We start from the raw sequence: 22912 nt of genomic DNA, 5'->3' as shown, positions 1-22912 counted from the left end.
CCCGCTGCCACACCGCGTAGTCCGGGTACTGCACTGGCAGTTCCGGTAGCAGTGAGGGGCGCCCCTGCAAGAACGCCTCGTAGAGTGCGGTTACATCCCGCACGAGGACGCCCATGGACCACCCATCAGACACGATGTGGTGTGTCACCAGGATCAGCACGTGCTCCTGCTCTGCCAGCTTCAGGAGCGTCACGCGCAGCAAAGGGCCACGTTCGAGATCGAACCGCTGGTGTGCCTCCTGTTCGACCAGACGCGCGACTTCCGCCGTGCGCACGGCCTCCGCCGATGACTCCAGCCCCATGCTTCGGAAGGCCAGCACCGGCTCGGCTGCGATGATTTGAACGGGTTTTCCATCCCGAGTGCTGAACGTCGTCCGCAGCGACTCGTGGCGCCGCACGAGCTCCACGAAGCTCCGCTCGAGCACCTCGGCCTGGAGCGGCCCCTCTACCCGAAGGACGGCCGGCACATTGTAGGAGGCGCTCCCTTGCTCCATCTGATCCAGGAGCCATAGCCGCTGCTGCGCGAACGACGGAGGCAATACCCAGCTCCCATCCGCTCGTGGCGTCAAGGGCGGAGCGGTGATCGACGCCCCCGTGCGAATGGCATGGTCCACCCGCTCGGACAGGACCGACAGCGTGGGAGCCTCGAACAAGTCGCGGAGCGGGAGCTCGATTCGGAAGGTGCTCCGAATCCGCGACACCATCTGCGTTGCCAACAGTGAGTGGCCGCCCAGTTCGAAGAAATTGTCCTTCGAACCGACCCGCTCCACGCCCAGCACCTGCGAGAAGATCCCAGCGATCAGTTCCTCTGTAGGAGTACGCGGCGCCAGATAATCGGAACCTGGCGTGCCCAGCATCGTCACCGGAGCAGGCAGCGCCTTGCGGTCCACCTTGCCGTTTGGGGTCAGCGGCAGCGCCTCCAGCACCACATACGCCGACGGCACCATGTACTCCGGTAGCCGCTGCTTCATGTGGCTTCTCAGCGCGCTGGACTCCAGGCTCGTGCCCGTGCGCGCTGTCACATACGCCACCAGTCGCTTGCCTTCACCGCCGTCCTCGCGTGTCACCGCGACTGCTTCGTTGACACCACCGTGCTGGGCCAGCGCCGCTTCCACTTCACCCAGCTCGATGCGGTAACCCCGCACCTTCACCTGCGTGTCCGCGCGGCCTAGGAACTCCAGCGTCCCGTTCCCCAGCCACCGCACCACATCCCCCGTCCGGTACAGCCGCTCTCCTTCGCCGTACGGATTCGGTACGAAGCGTTCCGCCGTCAGCTCCGGGCGCCCCACGTACCCCATAGCCAGGCCGTCTCCGCCCACGTACAGCTCACCCGGCACGCCCACCGGCACCGGCCGCATCCCCGCGTCCAGCACGTAGACCACCGTGTTCTTCACCGGCCGGCCAATGGACACCGAGGCACCTACTTCTTCCGGCCTCTCCATCCGGTACGTGCTGGAGAACGTCGTGTTCTCCGTCGGGCCATACCCGTTGATGAGCAGGCCACCTGCCGCCAGCCGCTCCTTCACCCGCAACACCGGCAAGGCGTCGCCACCCGCCAGCAGCTGACGGACACTGGCCAGCGCCTTCGGCTGCCGTGCCTGCATCTGCTCGAAGAGCGCCGCCGTCAGCCACAGCGACGTCACACCTGAAGACTCCAGCTTCCGGCCTAGTTCCTCTAGTGACGGCGTCCCCGCCGGGTACACCACCAGCTTCGCGCCGTGCAGCAGTGCGCCCCACACTTCCAGTGTCGATGCGTCGAAGGAAGTCGGTGCCAGTTGCAGCCACACCTCCTCCGGCCCGAAGTGCGCGAAGTCCGTCCCCAGCACCAGGCGTGACACCGCTCGGTGGGGCACGCCCACGCCCTTCGGCTTCCCCGTGCTTCCTGACGTGAACATCACGTACGCCAGATGCCCACCGGCCACACTGGAACGCAGGTTGCTTTCTGGCTGATGCACAATCTGAGCGTCCCACTCCGTGTCCACACACACACTGGACTCGGTGTCGGAGAGCATCATGGACTCGAGCAACTTCTGCTGCCCCACCAGCAGCGTGACGCTCGCCTCCTGCTTCATCCAAGTCAGCCGCTTCAGCGGGTAGCTGGCATCCAGCGGGACGTACACGCCTCCCGCCTTCAGGATGCCCAGCACGCTCACCACCAGCTCCAGTGAGCGCTCCACGCACAACCCCACCCGTACCTCGGGCCCCACGCCCATGCTTCTCAGGTGGTGTGCCAACTGGTTGGAGCGTCGGTTCAACTCCGCGTACGTCAGTCGCTGGTCCTCGTACTCCACCGCCACTGCGTCCGGCGTCCGCTGAACCTGCGCCTCGAAGAGGGCGCTCAGGCTGGCATCGCGCGGATACGTCGAAGCCGTCCCGCTCCACTCCTTCACCAACCGCTGCTGCTCTTCATGGCCCATCAGCGGCAGCTCAGCCAGCGGCAGCTCTGGGGCGCTCACAGCAGTCTCCAGGAGCACCCGCAAGTGCCCCAAAAGCCGCTCCATCGTCTCGGCTTCAAACAGGTCGCTGTTGAACTCGAGCGCGCCCGATAGCCCTCCCGCGCTCGACTCTCCCAAGCCCAGCGTCACGTCGAACTTCGACGTCTTCCCCGTCGACTCCGCCGCCTCCAGCTTCAGCCCCGGCAGGCTCACCGCTCCTCCCGGCGCGTTCTGCAGCACCAACATCACCTGGAACAGCGGACTGCGGCTCAAGTCCCTCTCCGGCTGCAGCTCCTCCACCAACCGCTCGAAGGGCACTTCCTGGTGCGCGTACGCACCCAGCGTCACTTCACGCACCTGCGCCAGCAACTCACGGAAGCTTGATGCCGCAGACACCTGCGTCCGCAGCACCAGCGTGTTGACGAAGAAGCCAATCAGCCCCTCCGTCTCTGCCCTCGTCCGGTTCGCTATCGCCGTCCCGACGCACACGTCTTCCTGCCTCGCGTACCTCGACAGCACCACCTGGAAGGCCGCCAGCAGCACCATGAAGGGCGTCGCGCTCTCCCGCTGCGCCAGCCCCTTCACTCCCTCCCACAGCCCCTTCGGCCACTCCAGCCCTCGCGTGTCTCCTCGGTACGTCTGGACCGCCGGCCTCGCCTTGTCCGTCGGCAACTCCAGCGCCGCTGGCGCACCCGCTAGCTGCTTCCTCCAGTACCCCAGCTGCTCTTCCAGCACCTCACCCTTCAGCCACCCTCGCTGCCACACCGCGTAGTCCGCGTACTGCACCTCCAGCTCCGCCAGCGGTGACTCGCGCCCCTGCGAGTACGCCTCGTACAGCGCCACCAACTCCCTCACCAACACGCCCATCGACCAGCCATCCGACACGATGTGGTGCATCACCAGCACCAGCACGTGCGCTTCTTCCCCCTCCTTCAGCAGCGTCGCCCTCAACAGCGGGCCCGTCTCCAGGTTGAACGGGCGCTGAATCTCCTCTTCGATCCAGATCCGCACCCTGGATTCGCGCTCCGTTTCCAGTTCACTGAAGTCGAGCTGCTGGAAAGGCTGAAGCGGATCCGTTGCGATGACCTGCACGGGTTCACCGCCACTGACACGGAACGTCGTGCGCAATGACTCGTGCCGCCGCACGAGTTCACTGAAGCTGGCCTCCAACGCGGTCGTTTGCAGACGCCCAGTCAACTTCACCACGGAGGGGACGTTGTAGAACGGACTGCCTGGCTCCAACTGGTCGAGGAACCACAGCCGCTGCTGCGCGAATGACAGCGGTAGCGCATCGCTCCGAGAAGCGCGCGTCAGGGGTGGTGCTCGAACCTCGGCCGCTGCCGTCCCGCGGGATGCGTCAATCCGTTCGGCCAGCTTCCCCACTGTGGAGGATTCGAAGATGTCTCGCAGCGGGAGCTCTACCTGGAGTTCTTCCCTCACTCGCGACACCAACTGCGTTGCCAGCAGCGAGTGTCCGCCCAACTCGAAGAAGTCCCCCTCCAGTCCGACGCGCTCGACGTTCAGCACCTCGGCGAAGATGGACGCCAGCCTCTGCTCAGTCGCCGTTCGAGGCGCCTCGAAGTGCGCTGCCTTCGGGCCCTGGGCATCCGGGGCGGGCAGCGCCTTGCGGTCCACCTTGCCGTTCGGCGTCAGCGGCAACGACTCCAGCACCACGTACGCTGACGGCACCATGTACTCCGGTAGCCGCTGCTTCATGTGGCTCCGCAATGCACCCGTTTCCAGCGAGACACCTTCCTGCGCCGTCACATAGGCCACCAACCGCTTGCCTTCGCTCCCGTCCTCGCGTGTCACCGCGACTGCTTCGTTGACACCACCGTGCTGGGCCAATGCCGCTTCCACTTCGCCCAGCTCAATCCGATAGCCACGCACCTTCACCTGCGTGTCCGCTCGGCCCAGGAACTCCAGCGTCCCGTTCCCCAGCCACCGCACCACGTCCCCAGTGCGGTACAGCCGCGCTCCCTCACCGAATGGGCTTGGTACGAAGCGTTCCGCCGTCAGCTCCGGGCGTCCCACGTACCCCACTGCCAGGCCGTCTCCGCCCACGTACAGCTCGCCCGGCACCCCCACCGGCACCGGGCGCATCCCCATGTCCAGCACGTAGGCCACCGTGTTCTTCACCGGCCGGCCAATGGACACCGAGGCACCTACTTCTTCCGGCCTCTCCATCCGGTACGTGCTGGAGAACGTCGTGTTCTCCGTCGGGCCATACCCGTTGATGAGCAGGCCACCTGCTGCCAGCCGCTCCTTCACCCGCAACACCGGCAGCGCGTCGCCACCCGCCAGCAACTGGCGGACGCTGGCCAGGGCCTTCGGCTGCCTCGCCTGCATCTGCTCGAAGAGCGCAGCCGTCAGCCACAGCGACGTCACGCCGGACGACTCCAGCTTGCGGCTCAGTTCCTCCAACGTCGGCGTCCCCGCCGGGTACACCACCAGCTTCGCGCCGTGCAGCAGCGCGCCCCACACTTCCAGCGTCGATGCATCGAAGGAAATGGGCGCCAGTTGCAGCCACACTTCCTCCGGCCCGAAGTGAGCGAAGTCCGTTCCCAGCACCAAGCGTGACACTGCTCGGTGAGGCACGCCTACGCCCTTTGGCTTCCCTGTGCTTCCCGACGTGAACATCACGTACGCCAGGTTGCCCCCTCCCACATGCGTGCTCGGTGCGACCTCCGGTTGCAGGGCAATCTGCGTGTCCCACTCCGTGTCCACGCACACCACCAGCTCGCCACCCGTGGCTACCTCGTCCGCCAGCTTCTCCTGCGCCACCAGCACCGCGACGCCCGCCTCTTGCTTCATCCACGCCAGTCGCTCCAGCGGATAGCTGGCATCCAGCGGCACGTACACGCCCCCTGCCTTCAGGATGCCCAGCACGCTCACCACCAGCTCCAGCGAGCGCTCCACGCACAACCCCACCCGAACCTCGGGCCCAACGCCCATGCCCTTCAGATGATGCGCTAGCTGGTTGGCACGGCGATTCAACTCCGCGTACGTCAGTCGCCGGTCCTCGTACTCCACCGCTACCGCGTCCGGCGTCCGCTGCACCTGCTGCTCGAAGAGGACACTCAGGCTGGCATCGCGCGGGTACTCCGACGCCATCCCGCTCCATTCCTTCACCAGTCGATGCTGCTCCTCACTGCCCATCAACGGCAGCTCGGCCAGCCGCTTCGCCGGCTCTGCGATGGCCGCCTCCAGCAGGGTCCGCAGATGGTGGAGCAGCCGGCGCACCGTCTCTGCTTCGAACAGCTCGGTGTTGTAGTTCGCCGCCACCACCACGCCGCCCTGCACTTCCTCCACCACCAGGGAGAAGTCGAACTTCGACGTCCGCCCCTCCGACTCCACGCCAGACAGCGTGAGGCCGTCCCCAAGCTTCACCTCCGTCACGGGCGTGTTCTGCAGTGTCAGCGTCACCTGGAACAGCGGACTGCGACTCAGGTCACGCTCGGGCTGAAGCTCCTCCACCAGCTTCTCGAACGGCACGTCCTGGTGCGCATACGCACCCAGCGTCACCTCCCGCACCTGAGCGAGCAGCTCACGGAAGGTTGATGCCGGGGACACCTTCGTCCGCAGCACCAGCATGTTCGCGAAGAAGCCGATCAGCCCCTCCGTCTCGCCTTGCGCGCGCCCCGCGATGGGAGCCCCCACGCACACGTCCTCCTGCCCCGCGTACTTGGACAGCACCCACTGGTACGCAGCCAGCAACACCATGAACGGCGTCGCACCTTCACGACGGCCGAGCGCCTCCATGTCGCGCCAGAGCGCCTTCGGCCACACCTCGTGCCGCAAAACGCCGCCATACGTCTGAACGGCGGGCCTCGCCTTGTCGGTCGGCAGCTCCAGTGCCGCGGGCGCCCCTTCCAAACGTTGCTTCCAGTACCCGAGCTGCGCCTCCAGCACCTCGCCCTTCAGCCACTCCCGCTGCCACACCGCATAGTCCGGGTACTGCACCGCCAGTTCAGGCAAGGGTGATGGACGGCCCTGGGAGAACGCTTCGTACAGCGCCGCGACCTCTCGCACGAGGACACCCATGGACCAGCCGTCGGACACGATGTGGTGCATCATCAGCACCAACAGGTGCTCGCGCTCCCCGAGGCGAAGCAGCATGGTCCGCAGCAAGGGTCCCTTGGCCAGATCGAACGGCCGAAGCGCCTCGACGTCCGCTCGGCGCTGTGCCTCCTGCTCCGCATCAGGGAGCCCGCTCAGGTCCTCGACCGTGAACACCACCTGCCCCACAGGCGCGATGACCTGCACGGGCGTCCCACCGTCGGCGTGGAAAGTCGTCCGCAAGGATTCATGGCGACGAACCAGCGCGTCGAAGCTGCGTTCCAGTGCGGCCACGTCAAGCGGCCCCGACACCTTCACCACCGCCGGCACGTTGTAGAAGACACTCCCCGGCGCGAGCTGCTCCAGGAACCACAAGCGCTGCTGCGCGAACGACAGCGGCAGGACGCTCGTCAGTCCCGCCCGGGGCTTCAACGGAGGCGCAGCGAAGCCCGCTCCGGCGCGCACCCAACGGTCCACCCGCTCGGCGAGCGCAGCCACCGTGGGTGCCTCGAAGAGGTCTCTCAGGGGCAGCTCGACACCGAAGGCGCCACGAATGCGGGAGATGGCCTGCGTCGCCAGCAACGAGTGCCCTCCCAGCTCGAAGAAGCCACTGTGGATCCCCACACGGTCGAGCCCCAGCACCTCGGAGAACAGCCCCGCCACCAGTTCTTCCGTGGCCGTGCGTGGCGCGACAAAAGCCTCGGCATCCACGGACTGGAAGTCCGGCGCTGGCAGCGCATTGCGGTCCACCTTGCCGTTGGGCGTCAGCGGCAGCGCCTCCAGCACCACCAGGGCCTGCGGAACCATGTAGTCAGGCAGCGTCTGGCCCAGGAAGTCACGAAGCGCATCGACCTCCAGTGTGTGGCCCGGCTTCGGCACGGCGTAGCCCACCAGGCGCTTGCCATCTGTCCCGCTCTCGTGAGCCACCACGACCGACTCACGCACCGAGGGGTGCCGCTCCAGCGCCGCTTCCACCTCGCCCATCTCCACGCGGTAGCCGCGAACCTTGAGCTGGTCATCCGTTCGGCCCAGGAACTCCACCCGCCCATCCGCGAGCAGCCGTGCCCGGTCTCCCGTCCGGTACATCCGCGCACCCGGATCCTCCGCGTACGCGTCCGGCACGAAGCGCTCGGCCGTCAGGTCCACCCGGCCCAGATAGCCGCGGCCCACGGTCCTTCCACCAATGCACAGCTCTCCCGGAACGCCCACGGGCACCGGGCGCAGGTACGCATCCAGCACGTAGACGCGCGCGTTGGGAATGGGCCGCCCCAGCGGCACCGACGCCGACACACGCCCCTGAGGCCCACGCTCCACCTGGAGCGTGAGCACACCCACGGTCGTCTCGGAGGGCCCGTAGTGATTGAACACCTCCAGGTCCGGCGACAGTTCGTGCACCCGGTCCATCAGTGCCCAATCCGAGACATCACCGCCCAGCACCAGACGCTGACGCGGCAACACCCGCTCGGGATTCCCAGAGGCCAGGAGCGCCTGCAAGTGAGCGGGGACGATCTTCAGGCAGTCCACGGCCTCGCGCTCGAAGAGCTCGGCCAGGGCGGACGGGTCCGACGCGCATTCACGAGACACGAGATGCAGCGCGCCGCCTTGGCAGAGCGTGGGGAAGACAGCGGTGTGGCCCAGGTCCGCCGCCAGCGTGGACACGGAAGCAAACGAAGCGCTTTCCGGCAGGTCCAGCCGGCACGAGACGCCCTTTACGTAATGAACCAGTTGCCGGTGCTCGATGGCCACGCCCTTCGGCCGCCCCGTGGAGCCAGAGGTGAAGATGACGTAGGCAAGGTTCTCCGGCGCCGCCGAGGGCTCCGGGTTGCGCTCGCTCCGTTCCAATAGAGAAGACGCGTCCGCATCCAGACGGACCACCCCGCCCGCGCCCCAGCGCAGGACCTCCGCCAGGGCCGCCTGCGTGACCAGCACCTGGGCACCCGCGTCCGAGAGCACACTTCGGATGCGCTCGACGGGGAATGTGACGTCCAGCGGCACATAGGCACCACCCGCCTTGAGAATGCCCCACAGGCCCACCACCGCACTGGCGGAGCGGTCCAGGTACAAGCCCACCGGAACATCCGGACCGACGCCCAGCGAACGCAGCTGATGCGCCAGTTGATTGGCCCGCTGGTTCAGCGCCTCGTAGGTCAGCCGTGAGTCTTCGGCGACGACCGCGAGCGCTTCAGGCGTCTTCGCGGCCTGAGCCTCGAAGAGGGCCTGGATGGTGTTGGGAACGAAGTCGCTGCGGGTGTCGTTCCACTCCACGAGCAACCGGCGCTGCTCCACTGCGCCCAGCAACGGCAGTTCGCCCAACCGAGCATCCGGCGTCTGGACCGCGGCCTCCAGCAACACGCGCAGATGGCCCATCAGCCGGTCCATCGTCACGGGCTCGAAGAGGTCGCTGTTGTATACGGCGCTGACCGACAACCCCTGCGGCGTCTCGGTCAGCTCCAGGGTGAGGTCGAACTTCGACGTGCGCGAGTCACCATCCATTCCCGCCAGCGTCAGGCCCGGCAGGTGCAGCTCCACGGTGGGCGTGTTCTGCAGGATGAACATCACCTGGAAGAGCGGGCTGCGGCTCAAGTCGCGGTCCGGCTTGAGTTCCTCCACCAGTCGCTCGAACGGGATGTCCTGATGCGCATACGCGCCGAGCGTCCGTTCGCGAACCTGAGCCAGCAACTCCCGAAACGTGGGGTTCCCATCGAGTCGAGCACGAAGAACGAGCGTGTTGACGAAGAAGCCAATCAGCCCCTCCGTCTCGGCCCGGGTGCGGTTGGCGATGGGCGAGCCCACGCAGAGGTCATCCTGCCCTGAGTAGCGCGACAGCACCGTCTGGAACGCCGCGAGCAGCACCATGAACGGCGTGGCGCCTTCACGATGCGCGAGCACCTTGACCGACTCCCACAGGTCGCGCGGCCACTGCACATCCCGGCTGGCGCCATGGAAGGTCTGCACCGCGGGACGCGGCTTGTCCGTGGGCAGTTCCAGTGCCTGCGAGGCCCCCTGAAGCTGCCCCTTCCACCAGGCGAGCTGTGACTCCAGAACCTCTCCCTGGAGCCACTCGCGCTGCCACACCGCGTAGTCCGCGTACTGGAGCGGAAGCTCCGGCAGCGGTGACGACAGGCCCTGCGAGCACGCCTCATACAACGCGGCGACCTCGCGGACGAGCACGCCCATGGACCAGCCGTCCGACACGATGTGGTGCATCACCAGCACCAGCACGTGCTCCTGCTCGGACAGCTTCAGCAATACCGTTCGCAGCAGCGGGCCGCGCGCCAGGTTGAACGGATGCGCTGCCTCTTGGGAGATCAGGCGTTGGACTTCCGGGGCCCGGTCAGCCTCGGACAGGTCGCGCAGGTCCACCACTCGCAGCTGGACCTCTGACTCCTCGGCGATGACCTGAGCCGGCTCACCACCGCTGCTCTGGAAGGTCGTGCGCAGCGACTCATGCCGAAGCACCAGCGCCTTGAAGGCTTGCTCCAGCGCGTCCACCTGCACCGTCCCCGTCAGCGTCACTGCGATAGGGATGTTGTAGGACGAACTACCCGGCTCCAGTTGGTCGAGGAACCACAGCCGCTGTTGCGCGAACGACAGGGGCAGCGACCCGGTTCGTTCAACTCGCGTCGGCGGCGGCACATGAAGCACCTGCGTGCCGTTCGGTTCCGTCTCGAGCCGCTGGGCGAGCTTCTCTACCGTGGGCGCCTCAAAGACGTCCCGTAGAGGCAACTCGACGTGGAAGGCTTCGCGGACGCGCGAGACCAGCTGCGTGGCCAGGAGCGAGTGGCCACCCAGCTCGAAGAAGTCTTCGTCGACGCTGACGCGCTCGACGTTCAGTACCTCAGCGAAGATGGACGCTAGCTTCTCTTCAGTCGCCGTGCGAGGCGCCTCGAAGTGCGCTGCCTTCGGGCCCTGGGCATCCGGGACAGGAAGCGCCTTGCGGTCCACCTTGCCGTTCGGCGTCAGCGGCAGCGCCTCCAGCACCACATACGCCGACGGCACCATGTACTCCGGTAGTCGCTGCTTCATGTGGCTCCGCAGCGCACCTGTGTCCAGCGAGGCCCCTTCCTGCGCCGTCACATAGGCCACCAACCGCTTGCCTTCACCTCCATCCTCCCGTGCCACCACTACGGCTTCGTTGACGCCACCATGCTGGGCCAGCGCCGCTTCCACTTCGCCCAGCTCGATGCGGTAACCCCGCACCTTCACCTGCGTGTCCGCTCGGCCCAGGAACTCCAGCGTCCCGTTCCCCAGCCACCGCACCACATCCCCCGTGCGGTACAGCCGCTCTCCTTCGCCGAATGGGCTTGGTACGAAACGCTCCGCCGTCAGTTCCGGGCGCCCCACGTACCCCACTGCCAGCCCGTCTCCGCCCACGTACAGCTCACCCGGCACGCCCACCGGCACCGGGCGCATCCCCGCGTCCAGCACGTAAGCCACGGTGTTCTTCACCGGCCGGCCGATGGACACCGACACCCCGACTTCCTCGGGCTTTTCCATCCGGTACGTGCTGGAGAACGTCGTGTTCTCCGTCGGGCCATACCCGTTGAAGAGCAGGCCACCTGCCGCCAGTCGTTCCTTCACACGAGACACAGGCAAGGCGTCGCCACCCGCCAGCAACTGGCGGACATTGGCCAGCGCCTTCGGCTGCCGGGCCTGCATCTGCTCGAAGAGCGCCGCCGTCAGCCACAACGACGTCACGCCTGAAGACTCCAGCTTCCGGCCTAGTTCCTCTAGTGACGGCGTCCCTGCCGGGTACACCACCAGCTTCGCGCCGTGCAGCAGTGCGCCCCATACTTCCAGCGTCGATGCGTCAAAGGAAATCGGTGCCAGTTGCAGCCACACTTCCTCTGGCCCGAAGTGCGCGAAGTCCGTCCCCAGCACCAGGCGTGACACCGCTCGGTGCGGAACGCCTACGCCCTTCGGCTTCCCCGTGCTCCCTGACGTGAACATCACGTACGCAAGGTTTCCGCCGCACACGTTGGCACTCGGCGTGGTTTGCGGGTGATGGGCAATCTGCGAGTCCCACTCCGTGTCCACGCACACCACCAGCTCGCCACCCGCAGCTACCTCGTCTGCGAGCTTCTCCTGCGCCACCAGCACCGCGACGCCGGACTCTTGCTTCATCCACGCCAGTCGCTCCAGCGGGTAGCTGGCATCCAGCGGCACGTACACGCCTCCCGCCTTCAGGATGCCTAGCAGGCTCACCACCAACTCCAGCGAGCGCTCCACGCACAGCCCCACCCTCACTTCGGGCCCAACGCCCATCCCCCTCAAGTGATGTGCAAGCTGGTTGGCACGGCGATTCAACTCCGCGTACGTCAGTCGCTGGTCCTCGTACTCCACCGCCACCGCGTCCGGCGTCCGCTGCACCTGCTGCTCGAAGAGGACACTCAGGCTGGCATCGCGCGGGTACTCCGACGCCGTCCCGCTCCATTCCTTCACCAGTCGCTCCCGCTCTTCACTCCCCATCAACGGCAGGTCGAGCAGCCGCGTCTCTGGAGCGCTCACAGCGGCATCCAGGAACACCCGCAGGTGCCCCAGCAGCCGTTCCATCGTCGCGGCTTTGAACAGGTCGCTGTTGTAGTTCACCGCCACGGAAAGCCCGTGCGGCACCTCTTCCGCGAGCAGCGACAAATCGAACTTCGAGGTCTTCTCCTCGGCGTCGACGCCCGTCAGCGTCAGCTCCCGCAGTTGGACCTCGGAGAAAGGCGTGTTCTGCAGCGTCAGCGTCACCTGGAACAGCGGACTGCGACTCAGGTCACGCTCGGGCTGAAGCTCCTCCACCAGCTTCTCGAACGGCACGTCCTGGTGCGCATACGCACCCAGCGTCACCTCCCGTACCTGAGCGAGCAGCTCGCGGAAGCTCGACACAGGGGAGACCTTCGTCCGCAGCACCAACGTGTTGACGAAGAAGCCAATCAACCCCTCCGTCTCTTCACGTGTGCGGCCCGCGATGGGCGAGCCCACGCTCACGTCGTCCTGGTCCGAGTAGCGCGACAGCACCGTCTGGAAGGCCGCGAGCAGCACCATGAACGGTGTCGCGCCCTCTCTCTGTCCGAGCGCCTTCACCGCGGCCCATAGCTCGGAGGGCCAGAGCGCCTCTTGCATGCTCCCGCGGAACGTCTGCATCACCGGGCGAGGCTTGTCCGTGGGCAACGCCAACGCACTCGGCGACCCAGCGAGCTGCTGTCGCCAGTATCCGAGCTGCGCCTCCAACACGTCGTCTGCCAGCCACTCGTGCTGCCAGACAGCGTAATCGCCGTATTGAAGCGGGAGGTCCGGCAACGAGGAGCGCTGCCCCTGGGACAGCGGCTCGTAGAGCGCGGACACCTCGCGCACGAGGATGCCCATGGACCATTCGTCCGACACAATGTGGTGCATCACCAGCACCAGCACGTGCTCCCGCTCTCGCAACTGTAGCAACGTGGCTCGCAGCAACGGCCCCTTCTTCAGGTCGAAGGGCCGCTGGGCTTCCTCTTCAGCCAAGCGCTTCGCAGCGGCATCGCGCTCGGTGTCATCCAGCGCTTCCAGGGACACCACAGCGAAGGCGAGCGTCGGCTCGGCCGAGATGACCTGCACCGGGGTTCCATCCTTGGCCCGGAAGGTCGTCCGCAGCGACTCATGGCGGCGCACCAGTTCCTCGAAGCTCCACTCCAGTGCGATCGGGTCCAGCGGGCCGGTCAACTTCACCACCGCGGACACGTTGTAGAACGCACTTCCTGGCTGGAGTTGATCCAGGAACCAAAGTCGCTGCTGCGCGAACGACAAGGGCAGCTCACGTGCGCGTGGCACCGCCGGGCTCCGAAGCATCGGCATCTCGGCCCCAGACCGCTTCGCCTGATCGATGCGACGCGCCAGCTCCGCTACCGTGGGCGCCTCGAACAACTCCCGCAGCGCGAGCTCCACCCGGAAGGCCGAACGCACCCGCGAGACGAGCTGTGTCGCGAGGAGCGAGTGGCCCCCCAGCTCGAAGAATCCGTCGTGGATGCCCACCCGCTCCACGCCCAGCACCCTGCTGAAGAAGCCACACAGCAGCTCTTCCGTCGGGGTGCGGGGTGCGACGTACTGTCGCTCGCTGACGTCCACGTCGGGTGCGGGCAGCGCCTTACGGTCCACCTTTCCGCTGGGGAGCAGCGGCAGCGACTCCAGGACCACGAACCACGAGGGCACCATGGCCGAAGGCAGACGCTCCGCCAGGAAAGCCCGCAGCGCCGTGGCATCCACCGCGCCTGACGCATCGCCTGGCACCACGTAGGCCACGAGCCGCGTCTCATTCGAAGCGTCCTTCCGCGACACCACCACGGCGACGTGGACGGCCGGGTGCTCCGCAAGCACCACCTCCACCTCGCCGGGTTCGACGCGGTGACCACGCACCTTCACCTGCGTGTCCACGCGGCCCAGGAACTCCAGCGAGCCCCCCGAGCGCCACCGCACCTGGTCACCCGTGCGGTAGAGCCGGGCACCCGGCATACGTCCCAAGGCATCCGGCACGAAACGCTCCGCCGTCAGGTCTGGCCGGCCCACGTACCCGCGAGCCAGGCCATCTCCACCGACGAAGAGTTCACCCGGGACGCCCACGGGGACCGGCTGGCCCTGTGCATCCAGGACGTACGCCTGGGTGTTCGCGATGGGTCGGCCAATGGGCGCGAAGGGGCCTTCGCTCAGGTCGCCTCCCAGCCAGGCCGTGGCATCGACCGTGGTCTCGGTCGGTCCGTACGCATTGATGATGAGCGTGGACGGCAACCGCTCCCGAGCCTGATGAACGAGCTCCACCGGCAGCGCCTCGCCCCCGGATACCAGAACCCTCAAGCCCGCGGCTCGGGCCACATCTTCGTGCGCCAACAGGACGCGAAGCTGCGACGGAACCAACTGGAGCATCGTGACCTGCTGGCGTTCCAACGCGGCCAGCAGCACCTCGGTGTCGCTCTCGGCAGCAGGCGGTGCGATGACCAGCCGAGCACCAGAGACCAGCGTGGCCAGCAGCTCGGGCACCGCAGCGTCGAAGCCAGCAGAGGCCTTCTGCAACACCCGGTCTCCCGTGCCCAGCTTCAACGCGGCGATGAACCACGCCGTGTGTCGCGCCAATGCGCGGTGGGAGACGAGCACGCCCTTCGGACGTCCCGTGGACCCCGAGGTGAAGAGGACGTAGGCGGCGTTGTCCGCGACCGCGCTCGCCTCCCAAGCCCCAGCGGCGACTGACCCAAGGTCATCCTCGAACACCACCACGGGCATCGAGGTCGCGGGCACCAAGTCTCGCAACGCCCGCTGGGTGAGGAGTACCGCGGGCGCCGCGTCTTCCAGGATGCGCGCCAGCCGCTCACGGGGAGCGTCCGGCTCCAGCGGCACCCAGGCACCACCGGCCTCCAGGATGGCGAGCAGTCCCACCACCAACTCCGGCGATCGGCGCGCGAAGAGGCCCACCCGGACCTCGGGGCCCACTCCCAAGCTCCGCAAATGCGCCGCCAACAAGCGGCTCCGCGCCATCAGCTCAGCGAAAGTGAGCTGCCCCCCCTCCCAAGCGAGCGCCACCGTTTCCGGAATGCGCGTCGCCAGGTCCGCCAACTGAACGTGCACGGGCGTATCGCGTGGATACTCCGTTGTGGTGTCGTTCCACTCCACCAGGAGCTGGTGCCGCTCTAGAGGAGAGAGCAGCGGCAGATCGGACAAACGGCGGTCCGGGGAGGCCACGGCAGCCTCCAACAGCGTGAGCCAGTGCGCGGCCATGCGCTGGACGGTGGCCGGTTCGAAGAGGTCCGCGTTGTACTCGAAGACGCCAGAGAAGCCGTCCGGCAGGTCCTCCAACGCCAGCGTCAGGAAGAACTTCGCGGCGCCGATCTCCGTGTCCATCGCGCTCATCGAGAGCCCGGGCACGAGCGCCTCCGGCACCGGCGTGTTCTGCAGAGAGAACATCACCTGGAACAGCGGCGAGTGGCTGAGCGTGCGTTCCGGCTGAAGCTCTTCCACGAGCTGCTCGAATGGAACGTCCTGATGCGCGTAGGCACCCAGCGCCGCATCCTTCACCTCGCGAAGCAGCGTGAGGAACGGCTTCTCAGCGGACGCGCGTGCCCGCAGCGCCAGGGTGTTGACGAAAAAGCCGATGAGCCCTTCTGTCTCCGCGCGGTTACGTCCGGCGACGGGCGTTCCCACCACCAGGTCGTCCTGCCCCGAGTACCGGGCCAGCAATACCTGGAAGCCCGCCAGCAGCACCATGAACGGCGTTGCACCATGCCGCTGCGCCAGTGCCTTCACGCCTGAGGACAACGCCGGTGGGATGCTCACCGGGAGATTCGCGCCTCGGAAGGTCTGAACCGCGGGCAGCGGCCTGTCCGTGGGAATCGAGAGGACGTGAGGGGCTCCTTCGAGCTGCTGACGCCACCAGTCCAGTTGCCGCTGAAGCGCGCCACTCTCCAGCCACGCGCGCTGCCACGCGGAGAAGTCACCGTATTGCACGTCCAGTTCAGGCAGCGGCGACGGCTGTCCTTCGCGGAAGGCCCCGTAGAGCGCCGCGAGTTCCCGGACGATGACGCCCATGGACCATCCGTCCGAGACGATGTGGTGCATGTTCGCCAGGAGCACATGCTCCGCCTCGGAGCGCTTCAGCAATCGCGTGCGCAGCAACGGTCCGCTGGGGAGGTCGAATCCGCGGAGGGATTCCTCACGCAGCAATCGATCGACCTCCGCTTCGGCCGCCTCGGACGAGAGCGACGACAGGTCCACCACCGGCAGTGCATTCTCCGCTTGGTGGGAGACGATCTGTACGGGCGTCCCGCCCTCGGAGCGGAACGTCGTTCGCAGGACTTCGTGGCGCCGCACCAACTCACGAAGCGCGCGCTCCAGTGCATCGACTCGCAGAGCGCCCGAAAGCCGGATGGCCAAGGGGATGTTGTAGACGGGGCTCCCTGGCTCCAGCTGTTCGAGGAACCACAGCCGCTGCTGTGCGAACGATAGCGGCAGTGCCCCCAACCGAGGGCTCCGCTTCAGGGGCGGTGCGTGAAGGGATGAAGCTCCCGCCTGCATTTCCTCCAGCCGGAGAGCGAGCTTCTCCACCGTCGGCGATTCGAAGACGTCCCTCAGGGGGAGCTCCACCTGGAAGGACTCGCGCACGCGCGACACCAACTGGGTGGCCAGCAACGAGTGGCCACCCAACTCGAAGAAATCTCCGTCGAGCCCGACGCGCTCGACGTTCAGCACCTCGGTGAAGATGGACGCCAGCTTCTGCTCAGTCGCCGTGCGAGGCGCCTCGAAGTGCGCCGTCTTCGGCCCTTGTGCCTCTGGAGCGGGCAGCGCCTTTCGGTCGACCTTGCCGTTCGGCGTCAGCGGCAACGACTCCAGCACCACGTACGCTGACGGCACCATGTACTCCGGTAGCCGCTGCTTCATGTGGCTTCTCAGCGCGCTGGACGCCAGTTCCGCGCCCTCTTGCGCCGTCACGTAGGCCACCAACCGCTTGCCTTCGCCTCCATCCTCCCGCGCCACCACTACGGCTTCGTTGACACCACCGTGCTGGGCCAGCGCCGCTTCCACTTCACCCAGCTCAATCCGGTACCCACGCACCTTCACCTGCGTGTCCGCTCGGCCCAGGAACTCCAGCGTCCCGTTCCCCAGCCACCGCACCATGTCCCCCGTGCGGTACAGCCGCTCTCCTTCGCCGTACGGATTCGGTACGAAGCGTTCCGCCGTCAGCTCCGGGCGTCCCACGTACCCCACCGCAAGGCCATCTCCACCCACGTACAGCTCACCCGGCACCCCCACCGGAACTGGACGCATTACCCCGTCCAGCACGTAAGCCACGGTGTTCTTCACCGGCCGGCCAATGGACACCGAGGCACCTACTTCTTCCGGCCTCTCCATCCGGTACGTGCTGGAGAACGTCGTGTTCTCCGTTGGGCCGTACCCGTTGATGAGCAGGCCACCTGCTGCCAGCCGCTCCTTCACACGGGACACCGGCAAGGCGTCGCCACCCGCCAGCAACTGGCGGACACTGTCCAGGGCCTTTGGCTGCCGCGCCTGCATCTGCTCGAAGAGCGCCGCCGTCAGCCACAGCGACGTCACGCCTGACGACTTCAGCTTGCGGCCCAACTCCTCCAGCGACGGCGTCCCCGCCGGGTACACCACCAGCTTCGCGCCGTGCAGCAGCGCGCCCCACACTTCCAGCGTCGATGCATCGAAGGAAATGGGCGCCAGTTGCAGCCACACTTCCTCCGGCCCGAAGTGAGCGAAGTCCGTTCCCAGCACCAGGCGTGACACTGCTCGGTGAGGCACGCCCACGCCCTTTGGCTTCCCTGTGCTTCCCGACGTGAACATCACGTACGCCAGGTTGCCCCCTCCCACATGCGTGCTCGGTGCGACCTCCGGTTGCAGGGCAATCTGCGTGTCCCACTCCGTGTCCACGCACACCACCAGCTCGCCACCCGCAGCTACCTCGTCCGCCAGCTTCTCCTGCGCCACCAGCAATGCGACGCCGGCCTCCGCCTTCATCCACGCCAGTCGCTCCAGCGGATAGCTGGCATCCAGCGGCACGTACACGCCCCCTGCCTTCAGGATGCCCAGCACGCTCACCACCAACTCCAGTGAGCGCTCCACGCACAGCCCCACCCGCACCTCCGGCCCAACGCCCATGCCCTTCAGGTGATGCGCTAGCTGGTTTGCACGGCGACTCAACTCCGCGTACGTCAACCGCCGGTCCTCGTACTCCACCGCCACCGCGTCCGGCGTCCGCTGAACCTGCGCATCGAAGAGGACACTCAGGCTGGCATCGCGCGGGTACTCCGACGCCGTCCCGCTCCACTCCTTCACCAGTCGCTGCCGCTCTTCACTCCCCATCAACGGCAGCTCGGCCAGCCGCTGCTCCGGCGCGGCGACGGCGGCCTCCAACAGCACCCTCAAGTGTCCGAGCATCCGGTCCATCGTCCCGGCCTCGAACAGGTCGCTGTTGTAGTTGACCATCGCCACGACGCCGTCCAGCACCTCCTCCACAACCAGTGACAGATCGAACTTCGACGTCTTCTCCTCCGCCGCCAGCCCCTTGAGGGTGATGCCCCTCAGCTGGACTTCGGCGGCAGGGGTGTTCTGAAGAGTCAGCGTCACCTGGAACAACGGGCTGCGGCTCAGGTCACGCTCGGGTTGGAGTTCCTCCACCAGCTTCTCGAATGACACGTCCTGGTGTGCATAGGCGCCCAGGGTCACCTCGCGGACCTGCCCCAGCAGCGCGCGGAAGCTCAGCGCGGGCGACAACTTCGACCGCAGGACCAGCGTGTTGACGAAGAACCCAATCAGCCCCTCCGTCTCCGAGTGCGAACGCCCTGCGATGGGAGCCCCCACGCTCACGTCGTCCTGGCCCGAGTAGCGCGACAGCACCGTCTGGAACGCGGCCAGCAACACCATGAAGGGTGTCACGCCTTCGCGTCGGCCGAGCGACTCCACCTCACGCCACAGCGCCTTCGGCCACAGGACATGGAGGTTCGCGCCCCGGAACGTCTGTGTCGCGGGTCGCGGCTTGTCCGTGGGCAGCTCCAACGCTCGCGGCGCCCCGGCAAGCTGCTTCCGCCAGTACGCGAGCTGTGACTCCAGCACCTGCCCCTTGAGCCAATCGCGCTGCCACATCGCGAAGTCCGCGTACTGCACGGACAGCTCGGGCAGTTGTGCCGGCCGCCCCTGGGACAATGCCTCGTAGAGCGCGGCCACCTCCCGGACGAGGATGCCCATGGACCAGTAGTCCGACACGATGTGGTGCATCACCAGCACCAACACGTGCTCCTGCTCGGACAACTTGAGCAGTACCGTACGCAGCAAGGGCCCCTGCTCCAATTGGAACGGGCGGCCTACTTCCGCCTCAGTCCGAGCCTTCGCCGAGGCCTCGCGTTCGCCCTCTGGCAACACGGACAGGTCCACCACCTCCAGCGGCACCTGCGTCTCCGCGGAGATGACCTGCACCGGCGAGCCACCTTCGGCGCGGAACGTGGTGCGCAGCGCCTCATGCCGGCGGACCAACGCCTCGAAGCTCCGTGCCAGCGCACCGACGTCCAGCGCCCCCGTCACGCGCACAGGCGCCCAGAGGTTGTAGGACGTATTCGCCGGGTCGAGCTGCGCCAGGAACCACAGTCGCTGCTGCGCGAACGACAACGGAGCCGTGCCACCGCGCTCCATCCGCTTCAACGGAGGCGCCGGAATGCCCGCGGTCGCCACCGCCCTGGAAATCCGTTCCGCGAGCGCCGCCACCGTGGCCGACTCGAAGACGTCGCGCAGGGGTAGGTCCACTCGGAAGGATTCACGGACCCGCGCGACCAGTTGCATTGCCAGCAGCGAGTGTCCGCCCACCTCGAAGAAGTTGTCGTGCAGCCCCACTGTCTCCAGGCGCAGCACCTCCGCCCAGAAGCCCGCGAGCATCTGCTCCACGGGCGTGCGAGGCGCGACGTGCGCCTCCTTTCGAGACTCCCGTACCGCCTCCGGCGCGGGCAGCGCCTTGCGGTCCACCTTCCCGTTTGGAAGCAGCGGAAGCCGCTCCAGCACCACCACCGCCTGCGGCACCATGAACCGCGGCAGGCGCGACTCCAGGCCCGCACGCACCTCGCCGCCCTCCAGCAGGCGTCCATCGCGCGGCACCACGTAGGCCACCAGCCGCTTGTCGCCCGGTGCGTCCTCGCGCACCACGACCAGCACCTCGCGCACGCCCGGTTGCCCGAGCAGCGCCGACTCCACCTCACCGGGCTCGATGCGATGACCGCGCACCTTCACCTGCGAGTCACCCCGGCCCAGGTATTCCAGTACGCCGTCCCGCCGCCATCGCGCCTTGTCGCCGGTGCGGTACAGCCGCGCCCCGTCCCCTTGCGGCGCGGGAACGAACCGCTCCGCCGTCAACTCCGGCCTGCCGAGATACCCGCGCGCCACACCTTCACCACCGACGTACAGTTCGCCCACCACGCCCGCGGGCACTGGCTCCAACTCCCCGTCGAGGACGTAGATGCGGACATTCGTCAGCGGCCGGCCAATGGCTACCTCGCGCCCGGAGTCCTCGGTGTCGGTGGTCAGGTCCACGGCCGTGGCCACCGCTGTCACTTCGGTGAGGCCGTACGTGTTCAGCAGAGGCACCGCGTGGCCCACGCGTTGCCGCCACTGCGACACCCGCGCGGGGACGGCGCGCTCGCCACCGATAACCACCCACTTCAAGCCCGAGGGCAGGCGCGCCTTGCCTTCATCCAGGCTCGCCGTCACTTCATGCCAGAAGGCCGTGGGCAGGTTGAGCTGGGTGATGCCGGCCGCTTCACACCGGGCCAGGAAGACCTCCGGGACGTCCAGCATCTCGGGCGTGCGCAGTACCAGCGTGCCGCCGCGCGTGAGGCACGGATAGATCTCCTCCGCGCTCGTATCCCAGCTGATGGACGCGAACTGGAGCACCCGGTCGCCCGGCTCCACCGGGCAAACCTGCCACTCCGCGCGAATGAAGCTCACCAGTGAGCGGTGCTGCACCACCACGCCCTTCGGGCGTCCCGTGGAGCCCGACGTGTAGAGCACGTACGCCGCGGCTTCCGGTGGAACGACGGCGGTCGGCTCGGACGTCTTCCCCTCTGCGTCCGGCGTGAGCGACGCCACGTCCAACCAGACCCGCCCTGGTGCCTCGCCAAGCTTCTCGCGGTACTCCCGCCGTGCCACGACCACGCGAGCACCGCTGTCCTCCAGCATGTAGCCCAGCCGCTCCGCTGGGTACTCCGGGTCCAGTGGCACGTAGGCGCCACCCGCCTTGAGCACACCCAGCAACGCCGCCAGCAACTCGACCGAGCGCTCCACGCACACTGCGACCCGGGACTCCAGGCCCACGCCGAGCGCTCGCAGGCGTGCCGCCACGTGGTTCGCCCGCGCGTTCAGCTCGCGATACGTCACGGACTCGCCGCCGGACACCACGGCAGTGGCGTCCGGTGTCCGCGCGACCTGCGCTTCGAACAATGCATGGGCGCAGGCGTCCGGAGGCAGGGGCTCGTTCGCTCCGTTCCACGTCTCCAGCAAGCGGTGCCGCTCCTCGACCGGGAGCATCGCCAGCGTCGCCACGGGCCGGTCGGGTGACGTCACCGCCGCGTCGAGCAGCGTCTCCAGATGGCCCAGCAGTCCCTCGATGGTGGTCGCGTCGTACAACTCCGCGTTGTACGTGGCCGTCAGCGCAAGGCCATCAGGGCCTCGGGACATCATCAGGGTCAGGTCCACGTCGGTGCTCGACACATCCGCGTCGAGCTCGCGCACGCCGAGCCCTTGCACCTCTTGAAGCGGTGGCGGTGCGTCGCTCTCCCCCAAGAGCACCTGGAACATCGGTGCGCGCGTCGGGTCCTGCTCCACGCCCAGTGCACTCAGCAGCGGTTCGAAAGGAACATGCGCGTTCGCGAAGGCCTCCTCGGTGTCCGCCTTCGCGCGGCGCAGCAGTTCACGGTAGCCCGGCCGGCCGGAGAGGTCCGCTCGCAGGACAAGCGACTCGGCGAAGAGGCCCACCAGCCCTTTCGTCTCCTTCCTGCCCCGGTTCGTGTGCGAGGCGCCAATGAGCAGGTCCTTCTGCCCGGTGTAACGAGAAAGCAGGACCTGGAGCCCCGCCAGCACTGCCATGAACAACGTGGCGCCTTCGGCCTGCGCCAGCGACTCGAGGCGTTCCACCCATGACACGGGCAACAAGGCCCTGCGCTGAGCAGCCCGTCCGGTCGCGGAGCGCCGCGGGCGATCCGTGAGCAGCTCCAGTTCATGCGGCGCGCCCTCCAGCCGCTTGCGCCAGAACTCCAGGTGCGCGTCGAGCGCGTCACCGCGAAGCTTGCCCCGCTGCCAGGACGCGTAGTCCCCATATTGGAGCGGCAACACAGGCAGCGGCGACGGCTGGCCCTGGGCGAAGGCGTCATAGAGCGCCACCATCTCGTGGGTGAGCACGCCCATGGACTCATGGTCGGAGATGAGGTGGTGCACCACCACCAGAAGCACATGGCGCTCCGGAGCCACGCGCAACAACACCCCGCGAGCCAGTGGGCCGCGGGACAGGTCGAACGGTGTTTCCAGCTCAAGCTGGATGCGCTGCCGCACGGCGGCTTCGCGCGCCGCTTCGGGGACATCTTCCAGTCCTTCCACCGTGAACGGCAGGCGTGCTTGGGGATCGACGAACTGCACCGGTGTGCCGGAGACCTCGCCGAAGTGCGTGCGCAGCGACTCGTGGCGCCGCGCCACTTCCTGGAAACTCCGCTCCAGCACGGCCTCGTCCAGGCGGCCGGACAGCTCCAGGACCAGCGGCAGGTGGTAGGCAGGCAGCCCGGGTGCGCGCTGCACCAGGAACCAGACCCGTTGCTGGGAGAACGTCAGCGGCAACGCAGGCCGGGGCTTCTTCTCCAACCGCTTCGCGAGCAGCGCGAGCTTCTCCTCGCGCGTGAGCGTGGGCTTCTTGTCCGTCTCATTCCCCAT

General features: G+C 67.3%; 1 protein-coding gene (cut by a window edge). It reads right to left on the bottom strand.

What is annotated here, in order from left to right:
* A protein-coding gene (locus FMQ63_RS02785) for a non-ribosomal peptide synthase/polyketide synthase (protein ID WP_011553654.1) crosses the window boundary here: on the bottom strand, nt 1–22912 show its 5' portion. 12908 nt of this gene lie to the left of the window's left edge; the window shows 22912 of its 35820 coding nt (coding positions 1–22912); the start codon lies at nt 22910–22912; its stop codon lies off the left edge, out of view.

Source organism: Myxococcus sp. CA005 (assembly GCF_006518205.1).
Taxonomy (GTDB): domain Bacteria; phylum Myxococcota; class Myxococcia; order Myxococcales; family Myxococcaceae; genus Myxococcus; species Myxococcus xanthus.
Note: the sequence above shows the minus strand (reverse complement) of the source record. Positions and strands in the feature narration are given on the sequence as shown.